The sequence below is a fragment of the Streptomyces sp. Ncost-T10-10d genome (assembly GCF_900091955.1).
Classification (GTDB): Bacteria; Actinomycetota; Actinomycetes; order Streptomycetales; family Streptomycetaceae; genus Streptomyces.
In genome coordinates, this window is record NZ_FMDF01000065.1 from 1 (window position 1) to 18,657 (window position 18,657).

At 67.8% G+C, this 18,657-nt stretch carries 13 protein-coding genes and 4 pseudogenes; 9 read left to right on the forward strand and 8 right to left on the reverse strand.

The genetic code is table 11. The annotated features are described in order from the left end of the window. Window positions 1–452: pseudogene (locus tag GA0115254_RS08825) on the forward strand (peptide deformylase); the annotation flags it as partial. Here GA0115254_RS08825 and GA0115254_RS08830 read toward each other — a convergent pair. Further along, entirely contained in the window at window positions 427–861 is a 435-nt protein-coding gene (locus GA0115254_RS08830; RefSeq protein ID WP_093894721.1) for a hypothetical protein, read from the reverse strand. The pseudogene GA0115254_RS08825 and the gene GA0115254_RS08830 sit on opposite strands and share 26 nt — an antisense overlap. A gap of 683 nt (window positions 862–1,544) precedes the next feature. Here GA0115254_RS08830 and GA0115254_RS08835 point away from each other — a divergent pair. The 5 genes from GA0115254_RS08835 (at window position 1,545) to GA0115254_RS47185 (ending at window position 6,954) form a co-directional block, all read left to right on the forward strand. Next, window positions 1,545–2,006 (forward strand): pyridoxamine 5'-phosphate oxidase family protein, encoded by a 462-nt coding sequence (locus tag GA0115254_RS08835; protein WP_093894722.1) that lies wholly within the window; start codon window positions 1,545–1,547, stop codon window positions 2,004–2,006. A gap of 789 nt (window positions 2,007–2,795) precedes the next feature. Then, window positions 2,796–3,890, forward strand: coding sequence for a serine hydrolase domain-containing protein (locus GA0115254_RS08840; protein WP_093894723.1), 1,095 nt, complete (start codon window positions 2,796–2,798; stop codon window positions 3,888–3,890). After that, window positions 3,890–4,666: a MerR family transcriptional regulator gene (locus GA0115254_RS08845; protein WP_093894724.1), complete on the forward strand. Its 777-nt coding sequence runs from the start codon at window positions 3,890–3,892 to the stop codon at window positions 4,664–4,666. The genes GA0115254_RS08840 and GA0115254_RS08845 overlap by 1 nt, the downstream gene beginning before the upstream one ends. A 298-nt stretch (window positions 4,667–4,964) precedes the next feature. Beyond that, the gene (locus GA0115254_RS08850) at window positions 4,965–5,972 is read left to right on the forward strand and encodes a cation diffusion facilitator family transporter (RefSeq protein ID WP_093894725.1); all 1,008 of its coding nucleotides are present in this window, start codon (window positions 4,965–4,967) and stop codon (window positions 5,970–5,972) included. 214 nt (window positions 5,973–6,186) lie between these two features. Then, window positions 6,187–6,954, forward strand: coding sequence for a DUF3703 domain-containing protein (locus GA0115254_RS47185; protein WP_305136435.1), 768 nt, complete (start codon window positions 6,187–6,189; stop codon window positions 6,952–6,954). On the opposite strand, the pseudogene GA0115254_RS47190 reads toward GA0115254_RS47185, so the two are convergent. The 5 genes and pseudogenes from GA0115254_RS47190 to GA0115254_RS08880 form a co-directional block, all read right to left on the reverse strand. Then, window positions 6,932–7,648 (reverse strand): annotated as a pseudogene (locus GA0115254_RS47190) (AMP-binding protein); the annotation flags it as partial. The gene GA0115254_RS47185 and the pseudogene GA0115254_RS47190 sit on opposite strands and share 23 nt — an antisense overlap. Window positions 7,649–7,954: 306 nt before the next feature. After that, entirely contained in the window at window positions 7,955–9,025 is a 1,071-nt protein-coding gene (locus tag GA0115254_RS08865; protein ID WP_218105521.1) for a GNAT family N-acetyltransferase, read from the reverse strand. A 296-nt stretch (window positions 9,026–9,321) separates the two neighbouring features. Further along, complete coding sequence (locus tag GA0115254_RS08870; RefSeq protein WP_176740036.1) at window positions 9,322–11,628, reverse strand: M20/M25/M40 family metallo-hydrolase; 2,307 nt, start codon at window positions 11,626–11,628, stop codon at window positions 9,322–9,324. A 654-nt stretch (window positions 11,629–12,282) separates the two neighbouring features. Then, window positions 12,283–12,996 carry a GNAT family N-acetyltransferase gene (locus tag GA0115254_RS08875; protein WP_093894729.1) on the reverse strand — a complete coding sequence of 238 codons (714 nt, stop codon included), beginning with the start codon at window positions 12,994–12,996 and terminating at the stop codon, window positions 12,283–12,285. A 729-nt stretch (window positions 12,997–13,725) separates the two neighbouring features. Next, on the reverse strand, window positions 13,726–14,076 hold the full coding sequence (locus tag GA0115254_RS08880; RefSeq protein ID WP_093894730.1) for a DoxX family protein: 351 nt from the start codon (window positions 14,074–14,076) through the stop codon (window positions 13,726–13,728). A 121-nt stretch (window positions 14,077–14,197) separates the two neighbouring features. On the opposite strand from GA0115254_RS08880, the pseudogene GA0115254_RS44280 reads away from it, so the two are divergent. The 3 genes and pseudogenes from GA0115254_RS44280 to GA0115254_RS08900 all read left to right on the forward strand — a co-directional run bounded on the left by GA0115254_RS44280 (window position 14,198) and on the right by GA0115254_RS08900 (window position 16,617). Beyond that, window positions 14,198–15,135 (forward strand): annotated as a pseudogene (locus tag GA0115254_RS44280) (LysR substrate-binding domain-containing protein). 392 nt (window positions 15,136–15,527) lie between these two features. After that, a pseudogene (locus GA0115254_RS08895) lies at window positions 15,528–15,836 on the forward strand (MFS transporter); the annotation flags it as partial. Between the two features lie 268 nt (window positions 15,837–16,104). Further along, window positions 16,105–16,617: an FBP domain-containing protein gene (locus GA0115254_RS08900; protein WP_256102457.1), complete on the forward strand. Its 513-nt coding sequence runs from the start codon at window positions 16,105–16,107 to the stop codon at window positions 16,615–16,617. Between the two features lie 756 nt (window positions 16,618–17,373). Here GA0115254_RS08900 and GA0115254_RS08905 read toward each other — a convergent pair. After that, window positions 17,374–18,045, reverse strand: a complete 672-nt coding sequence (locus GA0115254_RS08905; protein ID WP_093894733.1) for a DUF4232 domain-containing protein — start codon at window positions 18,043–18,045, stop codon at window positions 17,374–17,376. Window positions 18,046–18,184: 139 nt separating this feature from the next. Further along, window positions 18,185–18,475, reverse strand: a complete 291-nt coding sequence (locus GA0115254_RS45735; RefSeq protein ID WP_093894734.1) for a DUF6192 family protein — start codon at window positions 18,473–18,475, stop codon at window positions 18,185–18,187. Window positions 18,476–18,657: the final 182 nt, after the last annotated feature.

Here is an 18,657-nt window from a genome sequence, read left to right on the forward strand (position 1 = left end):
CCTGACGATGTATGTGGCCGACGGTGCCGGCCTGGCTGCCAACCAGGTAGACGTCGACCTGCGGCTGTTCGTGTACGACTGCCCGGACGACTACGGGATCCGGCATGTCGGCCACATCATCAACCCGGTTCTGGACCTGCCCAATCCCGGTAGCCGCCAGCTCGTTGACGACTTCGAGGGCTGCCTGTCCGTGCCCGGTGCAGGCATGGCGGTTCCCCGCACCGATCGTGCCGTCGCTCGCGGGCTCGACAAGGACGGCAACGCCATCGTCATCGAAGGAACGGGTTACTTCGCCCGGTGTCTGCAGCACGAGACCCGATCACCTCTTCGGCCACACGTATCTCGACCGGCTCTCCAAGCGGGACCGCAAGAAGGCACTGCACCAGATGGAAGACCGCCGTGAGGACGTCTTCGCGCAACGCGCGATCAAAGCCGCCGGTTTGGGTCGGTGAGACGCCGCATTTTTTCAGGTGCAGCATCGGCAGCCATCCGTTCTGCCCACTCGCGCACGGTCACGGCATGTTCTATGCGGCTGACGATGTTCTTTTTCGACGCCGCGTCCAGAGTCTCCGGGATCTTGTCGAAGGTGTCGGGAAGGACGTCGAGCAGACCCCAGATCTGTTCGCCTGTGCTGACAGTCAGCAGCAGCTGGCACCTCCACTGTGGCGACACTTCCGGACGGTGGCGAAGCCGGTGCACGAGTGTCGGGAACAGGTAGTGCGTCGCTTCCGCAGCGAGGTGCTCTTGGAGCCAGTCGACCGGGAGTCGCTGGCTGAAGCCGCATGTGGCGGCCTCCCGTTCCAGGTCCAGGAGGTGAGCGGTGTCGACGGCTCGGACGGTGCGGGGAAGGGTCGGGGCCATGTCGAGATGATGCCAAAAGGCCCCCGAGGGCCGAGAGGTCAGCCAGGTCGGGATGCGATGCTCCGCGGAGCCGTCCTCGGCGATGGCTTCCTGTGCGACCAGAGGCGCGACCTCGGTCCCTTACGGTGATCACCGTGACCGCCCGTCGCACCCTTGGCTCAGGCCCCGAGGCTCCCGCTCATAGCATCCGCGCTGCCGAGGCCGACCTTCTCGACGAGCTGCCCGGCGTTCATCTCCCAGACCTCAGCGAGTTGCGGGCCCGTGGAGTGCTTGGGGCCTCCATCCCGGCCCCGCAGAGCCCACGACGCACTCTCGGAACTGGCCGCATGGACGACGCCCCCGATTCCTCGCCGTCATGAGTCACGACGGCGGCTGCAGGCCCCGGTTGTCGAGCAGGGCCTGACGCCGGTCAGCAAGGCGGACGCGTGGACCGCTGTCGGCCATGTGGTGCGCCAGGGACTCGCGCACCGCATTCAGCAGCTCGTCGACAACGTCCTTGCCGGCACTGCCCGGGACCGGGCGCGCGGTATTACCGGAGACAAGTGTGACTGAGCACTTCCGCTGACCACTCTGAGCACCGAAGTTGGTCGCCCCGAGCCAACGGCTGAGGGGTTCATCGGTCGCTGGGAGTAGGTCCTGCGCCTCAGGCGCGCTTTGCGCCTGCTTGGCTAGGGTCGGTCCTCATGGAGACCACGGGAATCGTTCGCCGCCAGACGGCGGAGCGTATGCGCGACGCTCTGGAGCGGCTCGTTACCGAGCGGGATGTATGGGTGTCGACGGCTCACCCTGATCACGGGCCGCACCAGGTGCCGCTGTGGTTCTTGTGGGATGGGCGGGCAGTGTGGATGTGCACCAGCGCCACTTCCGTGACTGCGCGGAACGCCCGCAAAGAGCCGCGCGTGCGCCTGGCGCTACCGAACACCTTCGACGTGGTGCTCCTCCAGGGTGAGGCGGAGTGCTTCCCGGACCAAGAGGTGCCCGGAGGCGCAGCGGAGGCGTTCGCCGACAAGTTCGGGTGGGATCCACGCGCGGAAGAGGGTTCCTTTCTGTATATACGGGTGGTCCCGAGGACTGTGCGCGCTTGGCGCGGCGAGCCGGAACTACGCGGGAGAGTCATCATGCGCGACGGGATGTGGCTGGAATAACGGCCGTCCCTCGCCGACGCGCCTCTCTCGGATCACGATCTACAGCTGGAGTACGCGACCGCTTCATGTAGGTCGGTGTCCGTCGCACCCTCCTCCTGTGCCGCCAGGATGAGGGCCGCGTGGGAGGGCGACACGGCGATGCTGAGGTCCCGTACCCCGGGCGTCGTCCGAGGACTCGTTCGCGGTGAAGCCAAGGGAGGCCGGGAACTTGATGACGAGTCCGCCCGAGGTGGTCGCGTGCTGCCTCGCCTGCGCTCTGACCTGCGGTTTCCACTCCGATTCGGTCTCCTGGACCAGGGCGGCCTGGAGGCGCTTGTTCGGCTTGGTGGAGACATCCGAGAGGTAGCCGCTGCACCGTCTCACGGGAGACGCCCAGGCGCTCCGCCAGGCTCTTGGTGGAGCCCTTCTCTCGCTTGCGAAGGAATTTCATCCGGGCTCGCACGGATTTCGGCACGGGGCGGGTGAACAGGGCGCGCTCCGCGCGGGCGAGGCCCTCCATGGTCTCGGCGCGCGTCCGGGCCGCCTGCTGTGCCTTCTCCCTCGTCAGTCATACGAGCAACCCCACCGGAGCGGACTGCGCCCTCGTGAAGCACTGGTCAGGTAAATCGCCATCGCTGGGCAGCGGAGCGGCGGCCAGGATCCGAAGTGGGCTCGGAGTTCTCGCTGGCAGTCGTGCCGCCTGGAAGGGACTGTGGGATGGATCACAGTTGAGGTTGACCTTGGGGCAGGGTGGAGGCTCGTCGCAGCGGCAAGACGCCGACCCGGGCACAACCGATGTGAAGGAGCAACATGTCCACCAATCTTTCTGGCCAGGGGCAGGATCGTCCGGAACTGCAGAAGGCGATCGGGGAGTTGGTCGAGTCCGGTTTCGTCGGGGTCCAGCTCCGGGTGAACGACGAGCAGGGCGAGTGGGTCGGCAGCGCCGGTGTGCGCAAGCTGGGCCAGAGTGCCAAGCCGCTGACGAACGGGCACTTCCGCATCGGCAGCAGCACCAAGAACTTCGTCGCCACCTCGGTGCTCTTGCTGGTGGCGGAGGGCAGGATCGGCCTGGATGCTCCGGCCGATGACTATCTACCCGAGTTCGGTCTCGACCGGCGGATCACTGTGCGGATGCTGCTGCAGCACACCAGCGGGATCTTCAACCACACCGGCGAGCTCTACGAGGACGGGACGATCGTGCGAGGGGTCCCCTGGCAGGGTAAGGAATGGGTGGACAACCGGTTCAAGTCCTACCAGCCCGAAGAGCTGGTACGGCTGTCGTTGTCCAAGCCGGCGCGGTTCGCGCCGGGTACGGGTTGGAGCTACGCGAACACCAACTACGTGCTGGCCCGGCTGGTGGTCGAGAAGGTCACCGGCCGTTCGTTCGCCGAGGAGCTGCAGCGGCTGATCCTGGGACCGCTGGGGATGACCGGCACCGTGGCGCCGGGCGCCTCGCCGGAGATCCCCGAGCCGCACAATCACGGCTACTACCGCTACGAGGACGCCGGGCAGGAGCGGACGGTCGATGTCACCCGTCAGAACCCGTCCTGGGTCGGAGCCGGTGGTGACATGATCTCGACCACTTGGGACCTGCACACGTACTTTTCCGCACTGATGGGCGGCAAGCTCCTGCCACCCGAGCTGCTGGCCGAGATGCGCACGCCGGAGGCGACCCTCGGCTACGGCCTGGGGGTGTTCGCGCAGGAAACGGAGGGCGGCACCGTCTTCCACCACAACGGCGCCACCATGGGCTCGGCAGCGCTGATGTACAGCACCCTCGACGGCAGCAAGACCCTGACCGCCGGACTGACCTGGGTGGACGACGCCGATCTGTCGATAGCACCGGCATTCCAGGCCGCCCAACAGCGTTTCGTCGACGAGGTGCTCTGCGGCAAGCTGAGCTGATGAGGAACGGAGTCACGATAGGGCAGGCGGCGGCGTTCGTCGGCGTCACGGTGAAGACGGTGCGGCACTACCACAAGCTCGGCCTGGTCGCGGAACCGGAACGTGACAGCTCCGGCTATCGACGGTACGGATCCGGCGAGCTGCTGCATCTGGTGCAGGTACGGACGTTGGCCGCCGCGGGCGTGCCGCTGGCCGAGATCGGGCCCATGCTCGACGCCGACGCCGCGCGATTCGACGCCGCGCTCGCCGACGTCGAGCGGCAACTCACCGAACGTATCGATGAGCTGGTCGCCCGACGCGACACGCTGCACCGGCTCGCTGACGGCGACCGGGCCCTGTTGCCCGACCGTGCCTGCGCGGTCCTGGACCGGATGGCCGGCCTCGGCTTCGGCCCCGACTACGTGGCCGCGCAACGCGAGGCCCTGGTACTGGCCCGGGCGCTGGTGCCAGAGGGCTTCGACGGCTTCCTGACCCAGCTCGAACACGGGCTGGACGACCCTGAGTACATCGACCTGACCAAGCGCGGCTGGGAGGCCGAGACCTGGGAACCGGACGACCCGAGGATCGAAGAACTCGCGACCGCCATGGCCGACCGCTACCTCGCCAACCCCGCGCTGCTGGGGGATCACGCCAGCCTGCAGGCATGGGCCAAGGCTTCGGCCCAGTACAAGCTGATCAATAACCACCGCGAGGACCAGGCACCGGTCGCGGCCCGGCTGACCGCGCTCACCGAGACCAAACTCCGCTCCGCAGGCGTACCTATGCCGCACCGATAACGGGATCCTCATGCCACCGAAAGCTGTGCGTCACAGCAGCCCTGCGGCCGCCTTGGATCTGAACCTCACTCTGAGCTACTTGGGGCCGGTGACCGCGGCCACGGCGAAGGCGTTGGGCTCTGGCTCGTCCCGGTGCCGGACGCCCGGACCGCGCAACCCCCTATTGACAGCGTTTTCGCAGGTCAGAGCGCATCTCGACGGCGATGACAACGGTCATCAATACAGCCTTTGCCATGTATATGCCGTATGCGCTTCACTCTGGTCAGTCACCGCCATCACTACCGGGGGAGGACCGGCGATGAGCATGGAACGCGACCACGAACACGGACACGATCAGGCGCATGTACATGGGCACGGGCATGGCGGGCACTCGCACGGGGTGTCGGCCGATGCTGACCGTCGCTGGCTGACGCTGGCGCTGGCGATCATCGGCGGATTCATGGCCGTCGAGGTCGTCGTCGGCATCGCCGCCAAGTCCCTGGCGCTCATCTCTGACGCGGCCCACATGCTGACCGACGCGGCGTCGATCGTGTTCGCCCTGATCGCCATGCGACTCGCCGCCAAGCCGGCCAAGGGCGCCTTCACCTACGGTCTCAAGCGTGCCGAGATCCTCTCCGCCCAGCTCAACGGAGTGTCCCTGCTCCTCCTCGGGGCCTGGCTCGCCTACGAAGCCGTCCAGCGACTGATCGACCCGCCGCAGGTCGAGGGCGGCCTGGTCCTCGTGACCGCGCTGGTGGGCATCGCCGTCAACGTCGTCGCGGCCGTGTGCCTCTCCAGGGCGAACCGCAGCTCGCTCAACGTCGAAGGCGCCTACCAGCACATCCTCAACGACCTCTTCGCCTTCATCGGCACCGCCGTCTCCGGTCTGATCGTCGTACTCACCGGCTTCGTCCAGGCGGACGCCATCGCGACCCTCGTCGTCGTCGTCCTGATGGCCAAGGCCGGCTACGGCCTCATCCGGGAATCCGGCCGCGTCTTCCTGGAGGCGGCCCCCGCCCACATCGACCCCGACACCCTGGGCGACCGTCTCGTCGGCGAACCGCCGGTGGTCGAGATCCACGATCTGCACGTCTGGCAGATCACCTCCGGCCAGAACGCGCTGTCCGCCCACGTCCTGGTCGACGACGACGCCGACTGCCACACCACGCGCCGCGACCTCGAACGGTTCCTTGCTTCGGAATACGGCATCACCCACAGCACGCTCCAGGTCGACCACGCGCAGCACACCGAACTCATCGGCGCCGGAGCCGGCCACTGCGAAGAACCCCACGGCCCCATCCACCGCCCCGGACCGCACGAGCACTGACCTGCGCGCCCGATGCTCGCAAGCCCCATCAGCGGGACGTCCGGAACAGATGACGGCGGTCACGCGAACGGTGCCGTCGGCCGATTCCAGCGCGGTGCTCGACTCTGCGATGAGCCCGAGAAGGACGGCGAGATGAGGGAGCCCGCGGTCGCCCCCTTCCTCAATCCAAGAAATCCTGAACTATTGGAGGTCTGCAATACCCCGACGCTCTCCCATGCCGCCCGCCTTGCTTGAAGCGTTCACCGCCGAGATGGCCGCGGCCCACGCCTCAGGGCCCACGGCGCAGCGATGGCGGGCCGTGGAGCGGGCCCACATCCTGTCCCAGCCCTGGCCCTGGCCCCACACCCGTACCCATGGCGTGATGTTCCGCCTCGCCCTCCACGACCGTGACGTGTGGGAGATGCTCGGCCAGCTCGTGCGCCTGGTTGTCGCCGCTCCCGGTTCTGCGGCCGGGAACTACCCGGACGGCAACACCGGCCGCACCCGGGTCGGGCTGACCACCCCCATGCCGATCCCGGACGACCTCGCTGCCCTGCTCCGCGAGGCCGGCATCGCACTGCGGCCGGTCAGATGTCGAGTGATGACGCCGTCCGAATCGACATCTGTCGATCGCCCGGGCCGCAGTTCCCTGTATGGCCCCTGCCTCGTGTGCCGCCACCGCAATGCCGACGGCAATGTGTTGCGGGCATTCGTCTCACGGACCGCGACATCTGATGACAGCGGGATACCTCGTCCGAGACCACGATGTGCGCAGTGGGCCGACTCCGCAGCTGACACCCTGGACGCCGCCGTGGAGTCGACGCTCGCAGGCCAAGGACCGTGGGCGACACAAGGAGTGCCGGTGTGGCTTGCAGGGCACCCGTGGTGGACGGATCAGGCCGCGACCCCGGCGAGCGTCTGGCCGTGCTCGTGGAAGACGGCCGCATCACCGGATTGGCGGGGGTGGCGTGCTGTCCGGGGTGCAGGACCACTGCGGCGGTGACGGCTTCGCCCCAGTGCGGGTCGGGTGTGCCGTAGACGGCGACGGCGGCGACGGCCCGGTGGGTGGCGAGGGTGTCCTCGACCTCGCGAGGGTAGACGTTGAACCCACCGGTGATGATGGTGTCCTTGATCCGGTCGATGATCGTGATCAGGCCGTTGTCGTCCCTGCGGGCGACGTCCCCGGTGTGGAGCCGGCCTCCTTCGAGCGCGGCTGCGGTCTGCTCGGGCTTGTTCCAGTAGCCGTCCATCACGAGCGGTCCTCGGACGCACAGTTCGCCCGGCTCGCCGGCCGGCACTTCCCGGCCGTGCGGGTCGCGCAGGGTGATCTCCACGCCGGGCATCGGCCGGCCGCAGCTGCCCAGGACGGTCGGGTCGTCGCGGTGTTCGGCCGGGTCCAGGACGGTCAGCGCGTTGGGGGCCTCGGCCTGGCCGTAGTGCTGGCTGAGCACGGGGCCGAGGAGCCGGTAGGCCTGGCGAAGGGCTGGGTCTCGCGGTCGGCGTCGAAGGGCCTGTGGATCAAGCACCTCAGGACCCAGCTCGGTCGAGTCCACGCTCGACGTGATCGTGGGCTGCATCGACGCCTGCCCGAGAGGGCCGGCCGCTAGGCGGCCGGCCCCGCCCCGTCCCTTCCGCCACGATGCTGCGGCAGGTATGTGGGGCGGCGGCGCGTGCCGTGATGGTTGGAGTTTGAGCATGACAACATGGTCGGAGTCCGTCTGGCCGTGTCCGTCGAAATCGTCCGCCGAGTTGGCTGGAACGATGAGGAGGGTGAGTACCTTCTCCCGCGTGCTGTCGGGCGCCCGTTTCCGAAGCCGGACATGAACTCCTGTCCACCACCCGATATTCGGGGCAGGCCCATCCACGGTGTCCCGGTCCGGTACTTGAACGGGATCGCGTCGATCACCTGTCGTGATCCCACCGCAGCCCTGCCCGCTTCGGCGCCCGATCCGGCAATAACGACTCGCTCCTCGTAGGTCTTCAGGGCCGCTGGGTCTCCGAGATCAGAAGCGCTTGACGAGGCTGACCGAGCGGTCGGTGACGGTGAATCCCAGGCTCTGGTACAGGCCGAGGGCGCCGGTGGGGCTCTCGGCGTCGACGTCCAGCACGGCGCGGCCCAAGCCATCGGCCCGCAGTGTCCGCAGCACGTGGGCCAACATGGCGCGGGCCAGCCCCTGCCCCCGCGCCTCCCGCCGTACCCCGACGGACGAGATGTATCCGAACGGGCCCTCACGCAGCGGCCATTCCTCCGGCGACACGTCCACGAGGACGAAGCCGACGACGCGCTCGCTCTCGGACGCGTCGGCTGTTCCGGGGGCAACAGCGAGTACGGACAGGTCCGGGCGGGACGCCTTCAGGCGGTCACCGGCGGCCCATTCGGCAGCGGTCATCGGCTGAGTGCCCCAGTGGTCGCGAAAGGCGTCGTTCCATGCGGATCTAGCCAGCTCTGCCCATTCCTCGCCGTAGGGCACGAGCCGCACCCCCGAAGGGGAAGGCGGCTCGGCGAGCGGTGCCACGAGGTCGCATTCCAGCTCCAGCCACCACCGGGCGCGCTCGTAGCCGTGCGCCTCCAGGAGCCGGATCGTACGAGTGGCACGGTCGTCCGCGCCCACGGCCAGCCACCCGGGCAGGGCGGAGTCGCAGGAAGCGAGATGCTGGAGGCCACGTGCCTCCTGCCATGCCAGCAGCGCGCTGCCGATGCCCTCGCCACGACGGTCCGGGACCACCGTTCCGTCGAGTTCCACCCAGAAAATCGTCTCCGGGCTCGCCGGGGCCACGGCCGAGCCGTAGGCGACGGCTCTCCCATCGGGGTCGACGGCGATCACCGCGTCGCGCTCGGGGGTGAAGGTCTCGTCGGCGAACTCCTCCTCCAACTCGTCCCTCATCACCAGCGAGCGCGGGTGATCGACCATCCCCGCGGCGCGCTCCAGGTCGAGGATCAGATCGATGTCGGCGGCAGTGACCGGTCTCCAGACGAGGCCTTCACCAGCCGTGGGCAGGTCAATGCTCGAAGGGGCGGTCACCCGGTCGCGCAGTGCGCGCGGCTCGGAGACGTGATGCGTTGTCCCGCTCACAGGGGTCCTGCCTTTCAGGGGGGTTGCTCTGGTCATTCGTACGATCGCAAGACCAGGGGTTCTGGGTGTGACTGCCGCTGGTACGCCGTTCGTAAGGCTCAAACACCTGGTGGCCCAGGCCTCCACGACGACTCGGCTCCGGAAGACGCGACTCGATCGCTGTTGCAGGGCAATGTCGGCAAAGGCGTCTGCGGGTGACATGCAAGACGCCGAACTGGCGGAGGTGACCGCGCCCACGTGTTGCGACGGCTGCCAGAACGGATGGATCCCCGTGGCGGGCCGTTCGTGCGGTGCGGTCAGAGCCGGAAGGTCCGTACGACGAAGGTCTGGCCGGCGACCGACGGCCAGCTTGCCCAACTCCGGTCTGCGGCCGGGGCAGGCGCGCCGACTCCGTCCGGCAGGCCGACTGCGGTGGACACCACGCGGAGTGGCAGGGGGCCCTTGCCGCGAATACGGATGACGACGTCGATGCCTTCGGCGGGCGGGGCGGCGTAGCTGAAGCTCCAACCCCAGGTGCTCTCCGAGTGCTTGGGTCCGCCGGTGAGCTTCGTGCCCTCCACGGTGGCGTCGAGGATCTGGTGGGCGCCGGTCCCGGCGTAAACGTCGATGCTGTGTGCGTTTGCAGGGGCCTGGATGCGGACACGGACCGTACGCACGCCGTTGGCCTCGGTGGTTGAGGCGTTCTGGGTACGCGGGGTGTCCAGGGGCGCGGCCTCGGCCGCACCGTTCGCGAGCGCGACGCCGCCCAGCGGTGGGATGCGGTCGTCATAGCGGGCCGGCTCACCGGTGAGCAGCCCACCGATGCCGGGCTGGGAGGTGTCACCGAGACTGACCCAGGTGGCCTTGCCCGTATCGGACTCCAAGGCATATCCAAGGCTGATCGGCCGGGGCTTGTCGGCGTCGTAGCCGTCGAGGGCCGTACCCACGGCCAGCGTGCCCACACCTGCCACCGCCACCGCGAGCATCCCGGCGGTGACCGCCCTGCGCGAGGGAAGCAACTCCAGGAGGCTCAGCAGCATGGCTCCGAGCAGCGCCGAGAGGACCAACGGGGCGGCGGTGGACGACAGTCCGAGGGCCGGCAGCAGCAGGAACACGACGGGCAGGACAAGTGCCACAGCCGGTACGGCGGTTACCGCTCCGGCCACCGCCCGCCACGGCGATTCCGCAGGTGTGAACCGCAGCGTCATGGCGACAACCGCCGGTCCGATCAGCGCCGGCCAAGTGAAGAGGTAGGCGCCCCCGGGCAGCAGCACCGCACAGACCACGGCGAGCAGCGCGAACCATCCGAGCACACCCACCGCGATGTCCATCGGAGACGCCTTGCGGCGGGCCCAGCGGTACCAGGCGACGAGCAGCACCAGGAGCAGCAACGTCTCGCCCAACGCATACCGGCCACCGTGGTAGACGCTGCCCTCACTGAGTACGAAGTCCGGTCGGGCCAGACCCAGCGCCCACCACCCGGCGAGGCCGATGGCCGCCGCGCCGATCAGCGTGAGCGGGAAGGCCGCGGCGGCCCGTCCGGCCCCGCCGGGGGACAGCCCGTGGCGTCGGCCGAGCCACAGCAACAGGAACACGCCCAGGACGGCCACCACCGCGAGCGGCAAGGTCAGCCATGCCGGGTACGACACGACCGCGCCGAACAGTGAGAAGTACGTGGCGTCCGCACCGCTCTGCGAGAGGTCCGCACCGCCGAGCTGACGGACCGCTGCCAGTGCCGCGTCCCCTATGCCCTGCACGCTCGCGCGGTCGAGCCGGGAGATGGTGTCGTGCTCGGTGTGGTAGTGCGCGGAGCCGTCCAGGAAGGCGAAGTTGAGACCCCGCATGCCGGCCTCTTCGAAGGCTGTCAGGTCGGTGTAGTTGGGCAGCTGTTCGTAGACGGCGGTGGAGAGCGACGTGGCGAGTGCACCGGAGGCCCGCAGGGCAGGTGTGAGGCCGGTGCCCGCCATCTGAAACATCACGACAGGCCCGGAGGAGCCCCGGCCCTCCATGTTCACCACGACAGTCTGCTGGGGGGCAGTCGCCCGGTGCCTACTGGCTTCGCCATCGACGAAAGCTTGCGCGCCGAGCAGCCCTGGCTCCTCGCCGTCGGTGAAGAGGAGCTCGACATCGTTGCGAGGTTGCGGTCCGGTCTTGAGGGCGCGGGCGATTTCGAGGATGGCGGCGACGTTGGCACCGTCGTCGGCGGCGCCTGGGGCGATCGGCACGGAGTCGTAGTGGGCTACGAGGAGGACCCGGCCGGTGGGCATCTTGCCGGGGATCGTGGCCTGGATGTTGGAGACGGACCCGAGGGTGGCCGGGTTGCCTTCGACGCGGGAGGGGGCAACCCGGGTCTGGATCTCGGGCCGCAGCCCCAGTTGTCGCAGCTCACCGACGAGATAGTCCCGTACGTCCGACTGCGCGGCCGAACCCGCGGGGTGCGGGACCGTCGCAATTCCGTTGAGCCGGGCGACCGCACGGGCCGCCGAGAAGTCGCCGACGGGGGCGGAGGCCGGCCGGGGCTCGGAGGTACGCAACGGCAGCATGGCCGCCATGCCGGTGAGGAGCAGCGACAGAAGCGCGACCAAGGCCGGTATCCGTCTGCGCGTCGTGGTCAGGATCTGCACGGATGTACCTCGTAGTGGGAGTGGGATGGGGCAGGGAGCCGTCGTCCGGACTGCGATGGTCCGCGGCTCGGCGATGCAGCGTTCACTTGCGTGGTCGCGCGGCCGGAGCCGGCCCATGTCCGGGAGCATCTCGAAGATGGTGAAGCTGCCCGAACCGGTCCCGGCTGTCCTGCGACATCAGTGGCATCAGCGTCATCCTGGGTCTGGACGTCGGGTGGGGCAGGCAGTTGCTCGTCCTCCTGCCCGTCGGTGTCGGAGACGTCGATCGGTCACGGTGTGAAGGTCCTGGACGTGACAGATGCTGGACGGCTCGTGCGGGCAGCAGGTTGCTGTCCCCTCGAGGGCGGCGCACATGCCCACTACCGCGCAGAGCCCGGCAGCCTGTACTTCCTCGTCCAGGTCGAGCATCCGCAAGGTCGGCTCCGAGTCGTCGCAGATGTCGTGGTAGTGGGTACGGGTCGCGATCACGGCACCGTCAGGTCGAAGCGGTAGTACGGGCTGGCTGACCAGTTACCGCAAGCTCAACCACCGCTACGTAGGCTGCCTTTGCAGCTACCTGGCGTTCTTCGGCCTCACCGCCACTCCCTGCTGCTGCAAACGACTCATCACATAGGGCACCGTCTATCAACACCCCCTCCGGCGTCATGGAGTGTTTCAATCCGGCGAGACGACATCCCATGTGCCGAATCGTGTCAAGCCGGCTGATTCGGCCGCCGCCACCGAGGCATGATTGTCAAGCTGACAGCGGTACTGAGGTTCGTGTTGCCGTGCAAGGGCGTGCCGGGAGATCGCCCGTACGAGGCGCCGTGCGTGCCCCTTTCCCCGGTAAGGCTGGAGTGTCAGTACACCGAGGTCGGCCAACGGAGCATCGTTCCACGGGTACATGCTCGCCACGCACACCAGCCGTCCGTCTTCGAACGCGCCATAGACGGCCCAGTGATCCAGTTCGACATATGCGTCGTCAAGGTCCTGTTCCGACGCGGCTTCCTCGAACTGCCCGAATGCCCGCGCATCGGCTTCAGTGAGCGGGCGGATCGAGGGGGCGTCCGGTTCGCCGAGCAATATTTCCCGGTCCTTGTCGGTGAAGTAGAACAGGTTGTCGGCTCCGTGTAGCGACATTCCGGACTTCTTCAGGCGTTGCCGGAAGCCCGCCTCATCGACCGGCTGCCCTTCTTCCAGTGCCATGGTCGCGGCGAGAGTCGGGGTGAGCAGTACGCGTGTCTTTCCGTCAGTCGTCGTGAGAATGGTGAGTCGTTCGGCCTCCTCCAGGGCGGCATCGGTGGTGACACTGAAATTGTCGTCGCTGCAGAGGGGTCGACTGGTCGGGGACGGACTCAGCCAGAAGTCGGTGACGGTGGAAGGGAACACGTCTGGGACTCTCTGTTCGTCGTGGTCGGGTGGCTGGGCGATGCCGTGGATAGTCGTACGGGGATTTGACCGCCCCAGATGCGTACTCTGTACGCAACGACAGGTACAGAGTAGGCACACACGTCGAAGCGGTACAACAGCTTTTTGAACTGCTGATTCAATGCGAGCGGCACGGGTATCCGCATAGACGGACTAGAATTTCGACACAACTCTGAGGCGTGACGAAAAGAAGTTCATCGATGACCGTGCAGTCGGCATGCGCGTCGTGCGGAAGGGCGCTGGAGCCCGCGGACCGGGGGCGGCCGAGGCTCTACTGTTCCCGCTCGTGCCAGGCGAGGGCCTACCGGGCACGCAGGGCGGAAGCGGTGGCCGACATCCCGGAGAGCGACGACGCGGCGCCACATCGCACCGTCGACCGCATCGTGCGGGCCGGGATCGTCCTCGCGTGCGCCGAGGGGCTCGACGCGCTGCCGTCAGCGACGCGGAGGCGGAGCGGCAGTCGAAGACCGCCGCGAAGCAGGGGGCCAAAGCATAGATCCACGCACGGAACCCGCTGTACGAACCCGGGGCGTATCCTCGGCTCGCCCGCGCGATGCGCGCAAGCGCCAACCCCTAGGATCTCGACGCCTTGTTCGCCTCAGGTCTCGCCCGTGTCCTGGACGACATCGCAGCCGATCTCGCGCAACGGCGCATCGACGCCTCATCTCAAGATCCCGGGCAGAGTCAGGCTCAGCGGCCAGCGGCGAGGGCGAGGGACGCGACGGCCAGGGCCAGGTAGGCGCCGGGGAAGGCGATGTTGTGGAAGACCCGGGCGCGGACGTGCGCGGCCATGGCACCCACATAGAAGAGGACGAGGCCCGTCGCTGCGGCGAGGCCGAGGAGCCGGAAACCCACGAGACCGGCCAGGAGCCCTACCGCCCCGGCGGCCTTGAGCGTGGCGAGCCGCGGGAGCCAGGTCCGCGGGAGGTTCACCTCAGCGGAGTTGACCAGGACGAACTCGGCCTTCGCGAAGTCCGCGGCGGCGATTGCGGCGTTGGCCGCGATGGTCGCGGCGGTGACGATCACATAGGCGATGAACATGGGGCTCCTTCGTACTGGAACGGGTCGTGCGTGGCGGCGATCCGCTCTCCGCACCCCTGGTCACCCAGGCTCGCCGGGGGTCCCCGCTTGCGTCCAATACCAGCTTCCATAACCTGATGGAATGGATGTGGACAACCGGCTCCTGCGCTCCTTCCTCGCCGTGGCGCAGGAGGGAAGCCTGACCCGGGCCACGGAGCGGCTGTTCGTCTCCCAGCCGACTCTGACCAAGCAGATCCGGCAGTTGGAGGGCCGGCTGGGCGTGCCCCTGTTCGAACGGTCCAGGGCTGGCATGGCGCTCACGACGGCGGGCCGGGCCCTGGCGGCGCGGGCGCCCGGACTGCTCGCCGAGTGGGACGCGACGCTGCGGGAGACGAGGAGTGCGGCGAGCCGGGCCGAGCGGACGCTGCGCGTCGGCTTCCTGGCCAGCGCCGCCAACGAGGCCACCCCGCGCATCGTCGCCGAGTTCACCCGCACCCGACCGGGCTGACGGGTCGACATACAGCAAGCCGCCTGGTCGAACCCGACGGCTGACCTCGCCACCGGGGACGTCGACGTCGCTCTGCTGCGGCTGCCCTTCCCCGGCCAGGAGCACATGCGGGTGGAGACCCTGCTCACCGAGTCCCGCTGGGTCGCGCGCCCTCGGCACACCCGCTCGCCGCAAGCGACGTGATCCCCTTCCGGGAACTGTGGGACGAGCCGTGCGTGGCGGCCCCGGCGGAGACCGGCCAGTGGCGCAAGTACCGGCTCGCCGCCGACGAGCGCGACGGGCACCCGGTCCGCATCGGAGCCGTCGCCGACCAGCCCGACGACTGGCTCAGCGCGATCGCCAACGGCTACGGCATCGCCCTCTCCCCCGCCTCCTCCGCCTCCTCCGCCCGCTTCTACGCCCGGCCCGGCATCACCTACCGCCCCGTCAGCGGCGTCAGCCCCAGCCGGCTCGCGGTGGCTGATCACGCTGATGACTGCGGTTCGGCGATCCGGGCTCCGAGGTCGGCGACGCGCCGGTCCTGGAAGCGGAGGTTGGAGCGGACCGCCTTGAGTCGCTCGGGTCGACGGTGAGCTGGCGGACGCACTGTGCCCCGCTGCGCAGGTTCCAGATCCTTCCCGCAGGCCGCGCAGGCCATCTCCTCCGGCATCACCACACTCTTTTTCGTCACACCCCGCATGCGTGACGAAATTTTAACGCGCCGACGAGGTGGGTGGGATCGGCGGGCGGTGCAACGCATTCGAAATGCGTTTGTCGCCAGCGGCGTCCCCGTGCGTATGCTGTACACCGTGACGCATACTAAGTACGCATGAAGTGATGTAACTGATTCCGGCAGATCCGCCACGGCTGTCGGCCAAAGGAGCACGAGTGAAGGACATGACGCAAGGAAGCCGATACCCGGCAATGGACCGGACCCGCTGTCCTGGTGCCGCCGTGTGTCCTGGCCTCCATGGACATGTCCGTCATGTTCGTCACGCTCGCGTCACTGTCGACCGACCTTCAGCCCAACAGTTCACCACTGCTGTGGATCATGGATTCCTACGGCTTTCTGCTGGTCGGCCTGCTCATCACGATGGGCACGCTCGGAGACCGGATCGGGCGACGGCGAGTCCTGCTGGCCGACGCCTCCGTCTTCGGCCTCGCCTCGGTCCTGGCGGCCTACTCGGCCAATCCCGAAATGCTCATCGCGACCCGCGCCCTCATGGGCATCACCGGAGCCTCGCTGGCCTCCTCCACCCTCTCCCTGATCCGGAACATGTTCCTCGATGAACGGCAGAAGGTCACTGCCGTTGGCATCTGGACGGCCGGTTTCGCCGGCGGTGCCGTCGTCGGCCGCGGCGAGCTCAGCGCCAACCGCATCGCCGGCGACGTCCACGCACTGGCCCTGGTACGCCTGGCGCTCAAAGCTGCTGGACACCGGCACCGCCCATCGCATGCCACTCGCACTGCGGCCGAGCCCCGCCTTCCTGCGTCGTGTGACAGAACACCGATGTCTCCACGTCCACAATTCCTTCAGCTCGTCAGGAGAAGCAATGCGCCCCATGACCAGGGAAGAGGTTCGCGGCGCGTTCGTGAACCGGGACCCCGCCGCAAAGAGAGTCCGACTTCCTGTCTGGTTCGACGACGTCCGGTGGCACCGGATCGAATACCTCGGGTGGCGGGATCTGCGCGCCCCAAAGCTCGCCTACCTCGTCACCGAAGCCGACGGCCAGGCGTTGGGAGTGCTGCTGCGGCAGGCGCCGAATGAAGCCGCACTCGGATCGCGCGCAGTGATGTGCGACCTGTGCCGGTCCTCCCGCCGGTTCAACGAGGTTTCGCTGTTCACCGCTCGACGCCCATCACGCGACAAACGCGAACGCCTGAACGCGCTCGGTCTTCTCCTGTGCACCGATCTCGACTGTGCGGTCAGGGTGAATGCCAAGCCGATCCGCCAAGGATTCGATCTCCCGGTCGACGACCACGTCGAGGCTCGCCGCGAAGGCTTGCGTTCACGCACCATCGCCTTCATTCGTTCGGTGTCCGACACCGAACGAACCACACGACACAGAAGGTGATATTCGACCTGCGGCAACGCGATGCAGATCTTCGCCCTTCTTGGGTGACGGGCCCTGCACGGTTCGACGGCGGGTTAGCACCGAGCACCCGGCCCGCACCCCTGTAGCACGTCTTTGACGTGGAGTTTCCTGTGACTGCCTCTCCTTCGCCGGCTCAAGGCGACCGATTCGAAATCCCTGAACGGTTTCCGCGGAGTGGCGTAGCGGATTCGATCCTGCGGGCGGAACGGGACGCCAGGGTTTCGAGGGAACTGATCAGCGAGAGGCTGGGCAGTGTCACGACGGGCGGTTGAGCTGGGGTTGCCGAGCGGGCTTGCGGAGGTTCACGGGGCCGCTGCTGAAGGTCTTGCCGGCCGGGGTTGAACCCGATGGTGACAACGGCGTGGTCACCCTGATTCTCACCGTGATCTGTCGGCTTCTTCAGGAGCAAGACCATTCATCGTGCACCCCTCCACGGTGACCAGGAATTGGAAGCACCTGGGCACTCGCCCGGCTGGGTTGTGGGGGGCGGGATGGGTGGGCGCCGCGAGGGAAGAGGGGGCTTGACCCCGAATCCTGGACACGGGTTGTGCGGCGTAGTTGATGTCGTTTCGGACGCTGCCTCGTAGGCGATCGGGCTGCGTTGCCCGATCGGCAGCAACCTGCTTGATCGTCGCCCCGGGCCGCGACTCAAAGTACTACTGGCTACACGCTGGATGGCCAAGATCCTGGCCGGATACGGCGGTTAGACACCGGGGCTGGCCGTGGGCACCACCCCTACTTGGTCGTGTGCGTGGGGTAGACCTCAACGTCGGTGTAGGCGCCCTTGATCTCCCCCGCCCCCGCGGGCCACTTCAGGCTCACGGTGTGGGTCTCGTTCGGGGGCGTCACCAGGATGTTGGTCGGGGACGCGAGGCTTCCGCCGGTGTTGTCGATGTCGTAGGCGAGGTTGAAGACAGCGGCGTCGCCGGGCTTCAGGGTGGTGATACGCGGCTGGGCCTGGCCGCGCTCGATGGGGTTCGAGGTGTTGTCGGCGTCCTTGATGTCGACGCCCGCGAAGCCCGTCGCCGAGCAGGTGGTCGAACCCCGGTTGATCATGGTTATGTCGATCCTGCCGGAGTCCTTGTCGGGCGCGGCGTCCCTGGCATCGATGGCCAGGTCCTCCGTCTTGCAGAACGTGACCTTGCCGCCGGTCTTCGTCGCGCCGTTCGCGGCGCCGGCGCTGGCCTCGGTGTCCTCACCGGAGCCCGACTTCGCGTTGCCGGCCTCCGAGCCGCCGGAGCCCGAGCCGCCCTCCGACTTCGAGCCACTGTCCGAGGACGAAGAAGACGAGGACGAGGAGGCCTTGGAGGACGAGTCCTTGCCGGAGCCGTCGCTGCCACAGGCGGTGAGCGAGAGGGTGGCGGCGACGCCGATGGCGGCGAGAGCAGTGATGCGGGTGTACTTCACGGTGTTCCCCCAGAACGAGCGCGGTGCATGCGGTCGGAAATATTTGTATCTCGCACCGAGTCACAGGCGGTCCTCCGCGACGTCTTCGTTCTGTCACAGGCGTATTGACCTCACGGTTCGCCAAGGCGCCACCGTACGGTCACCAGCCTGGCCCTGGCTCGACCACCTGGACCTTGCCCACCGAGGTGAACCTGCTCGCCACCGCCGGCCGCCACATCAGATCACCGGACACCTCGGCCGCAACCTGGTCGGCCTGCGCGAGTGCGTGGATCGCCGAGACCTCCTCCTGCGGCGAGACAGGGGTGCCCACCACGCGGCCGACCCTCCGCTTCGCATCATCCACCGACCATGACGACTTCCCCTCGGGCGGTGTACTGCTCGCGGCGAACCGCTCTTCCTCGTCCTCGATAGACGCCAGGACCCGGTGCACCGTGTAGACACCCCGGGCTGCCGGTGTCCCTCGGGCCAGCGCGCGTGCTTCACCTGGTTCAAGGTCAGACCGATGTCTTCAGCCATGGGCTGGCGCACTGAGAAGCCCTGCACAGCAGCCTTCGCTCGCTACCGGATCCACAGGAGCAATTGTCAAATTCTATGGATCACGGGCGACTCATC

Bases quoted from the DNA above. Each gene is read 5' to 3' on its own strand.
- GA0115254_RS08830 (WP_093894721.1), bottom strand. From the start codon at position 861: ATGGCCCCGACCCTTCCCCGCACCGTCCGAGCCGTCGACACCGCTCAC.
- GA0115254_RS08835 (WP_093894722.1), top strand. From the start codon at position 1,545: ATGGAGACCACGGGAATCGTTCGCCGCCAGACGGCGGAGCGTATGCGC.
- GA0115254_RS08840 (WP_093894723.1), top strand. From the start codon at position 2,796: ATGTCCACCAATCTTTCTGGCCAGGGGCAGGATCGTCCGGAACTGCAG.
- GA0115254_RS08845 (WP_093894724.1), top strand. From the start codon at position 3,890: ATGAGGAACGGAGTCACGATAGGGCAGGCGGCGGCGTTCGTCGGCGTC.
- GA0115254_RS08850 (WP_093894725.1), top strand. From the start codon at position 4,965: ATGAGCATGGAACGCGACCACGAACACGGACACGATCAGGCGCATGTA.
- GA0115254_RS47185 (WP_305136435.1), top strand. From the start codon at position 6,187: ATGCCGCCCGCCTTGCTTGAAGCGTTCACCGCCGAGATGGCCGCGGCC.
- GA0115254_RS08880 (WP_093894730.1), bottom strand. From the start codon at position 14,076: ATGTTCATCGCCTATGTGATCGTCACCGCCGCGACCATCGCGGCCAAC.
- GA0115254_RS08900 (WP_256102457.1), top strand. From the start codon at position 16,105: ATGACCAGGGAAGAGGTTCGCGGCGCGTTCGTGAACCGGGACCCCGCC.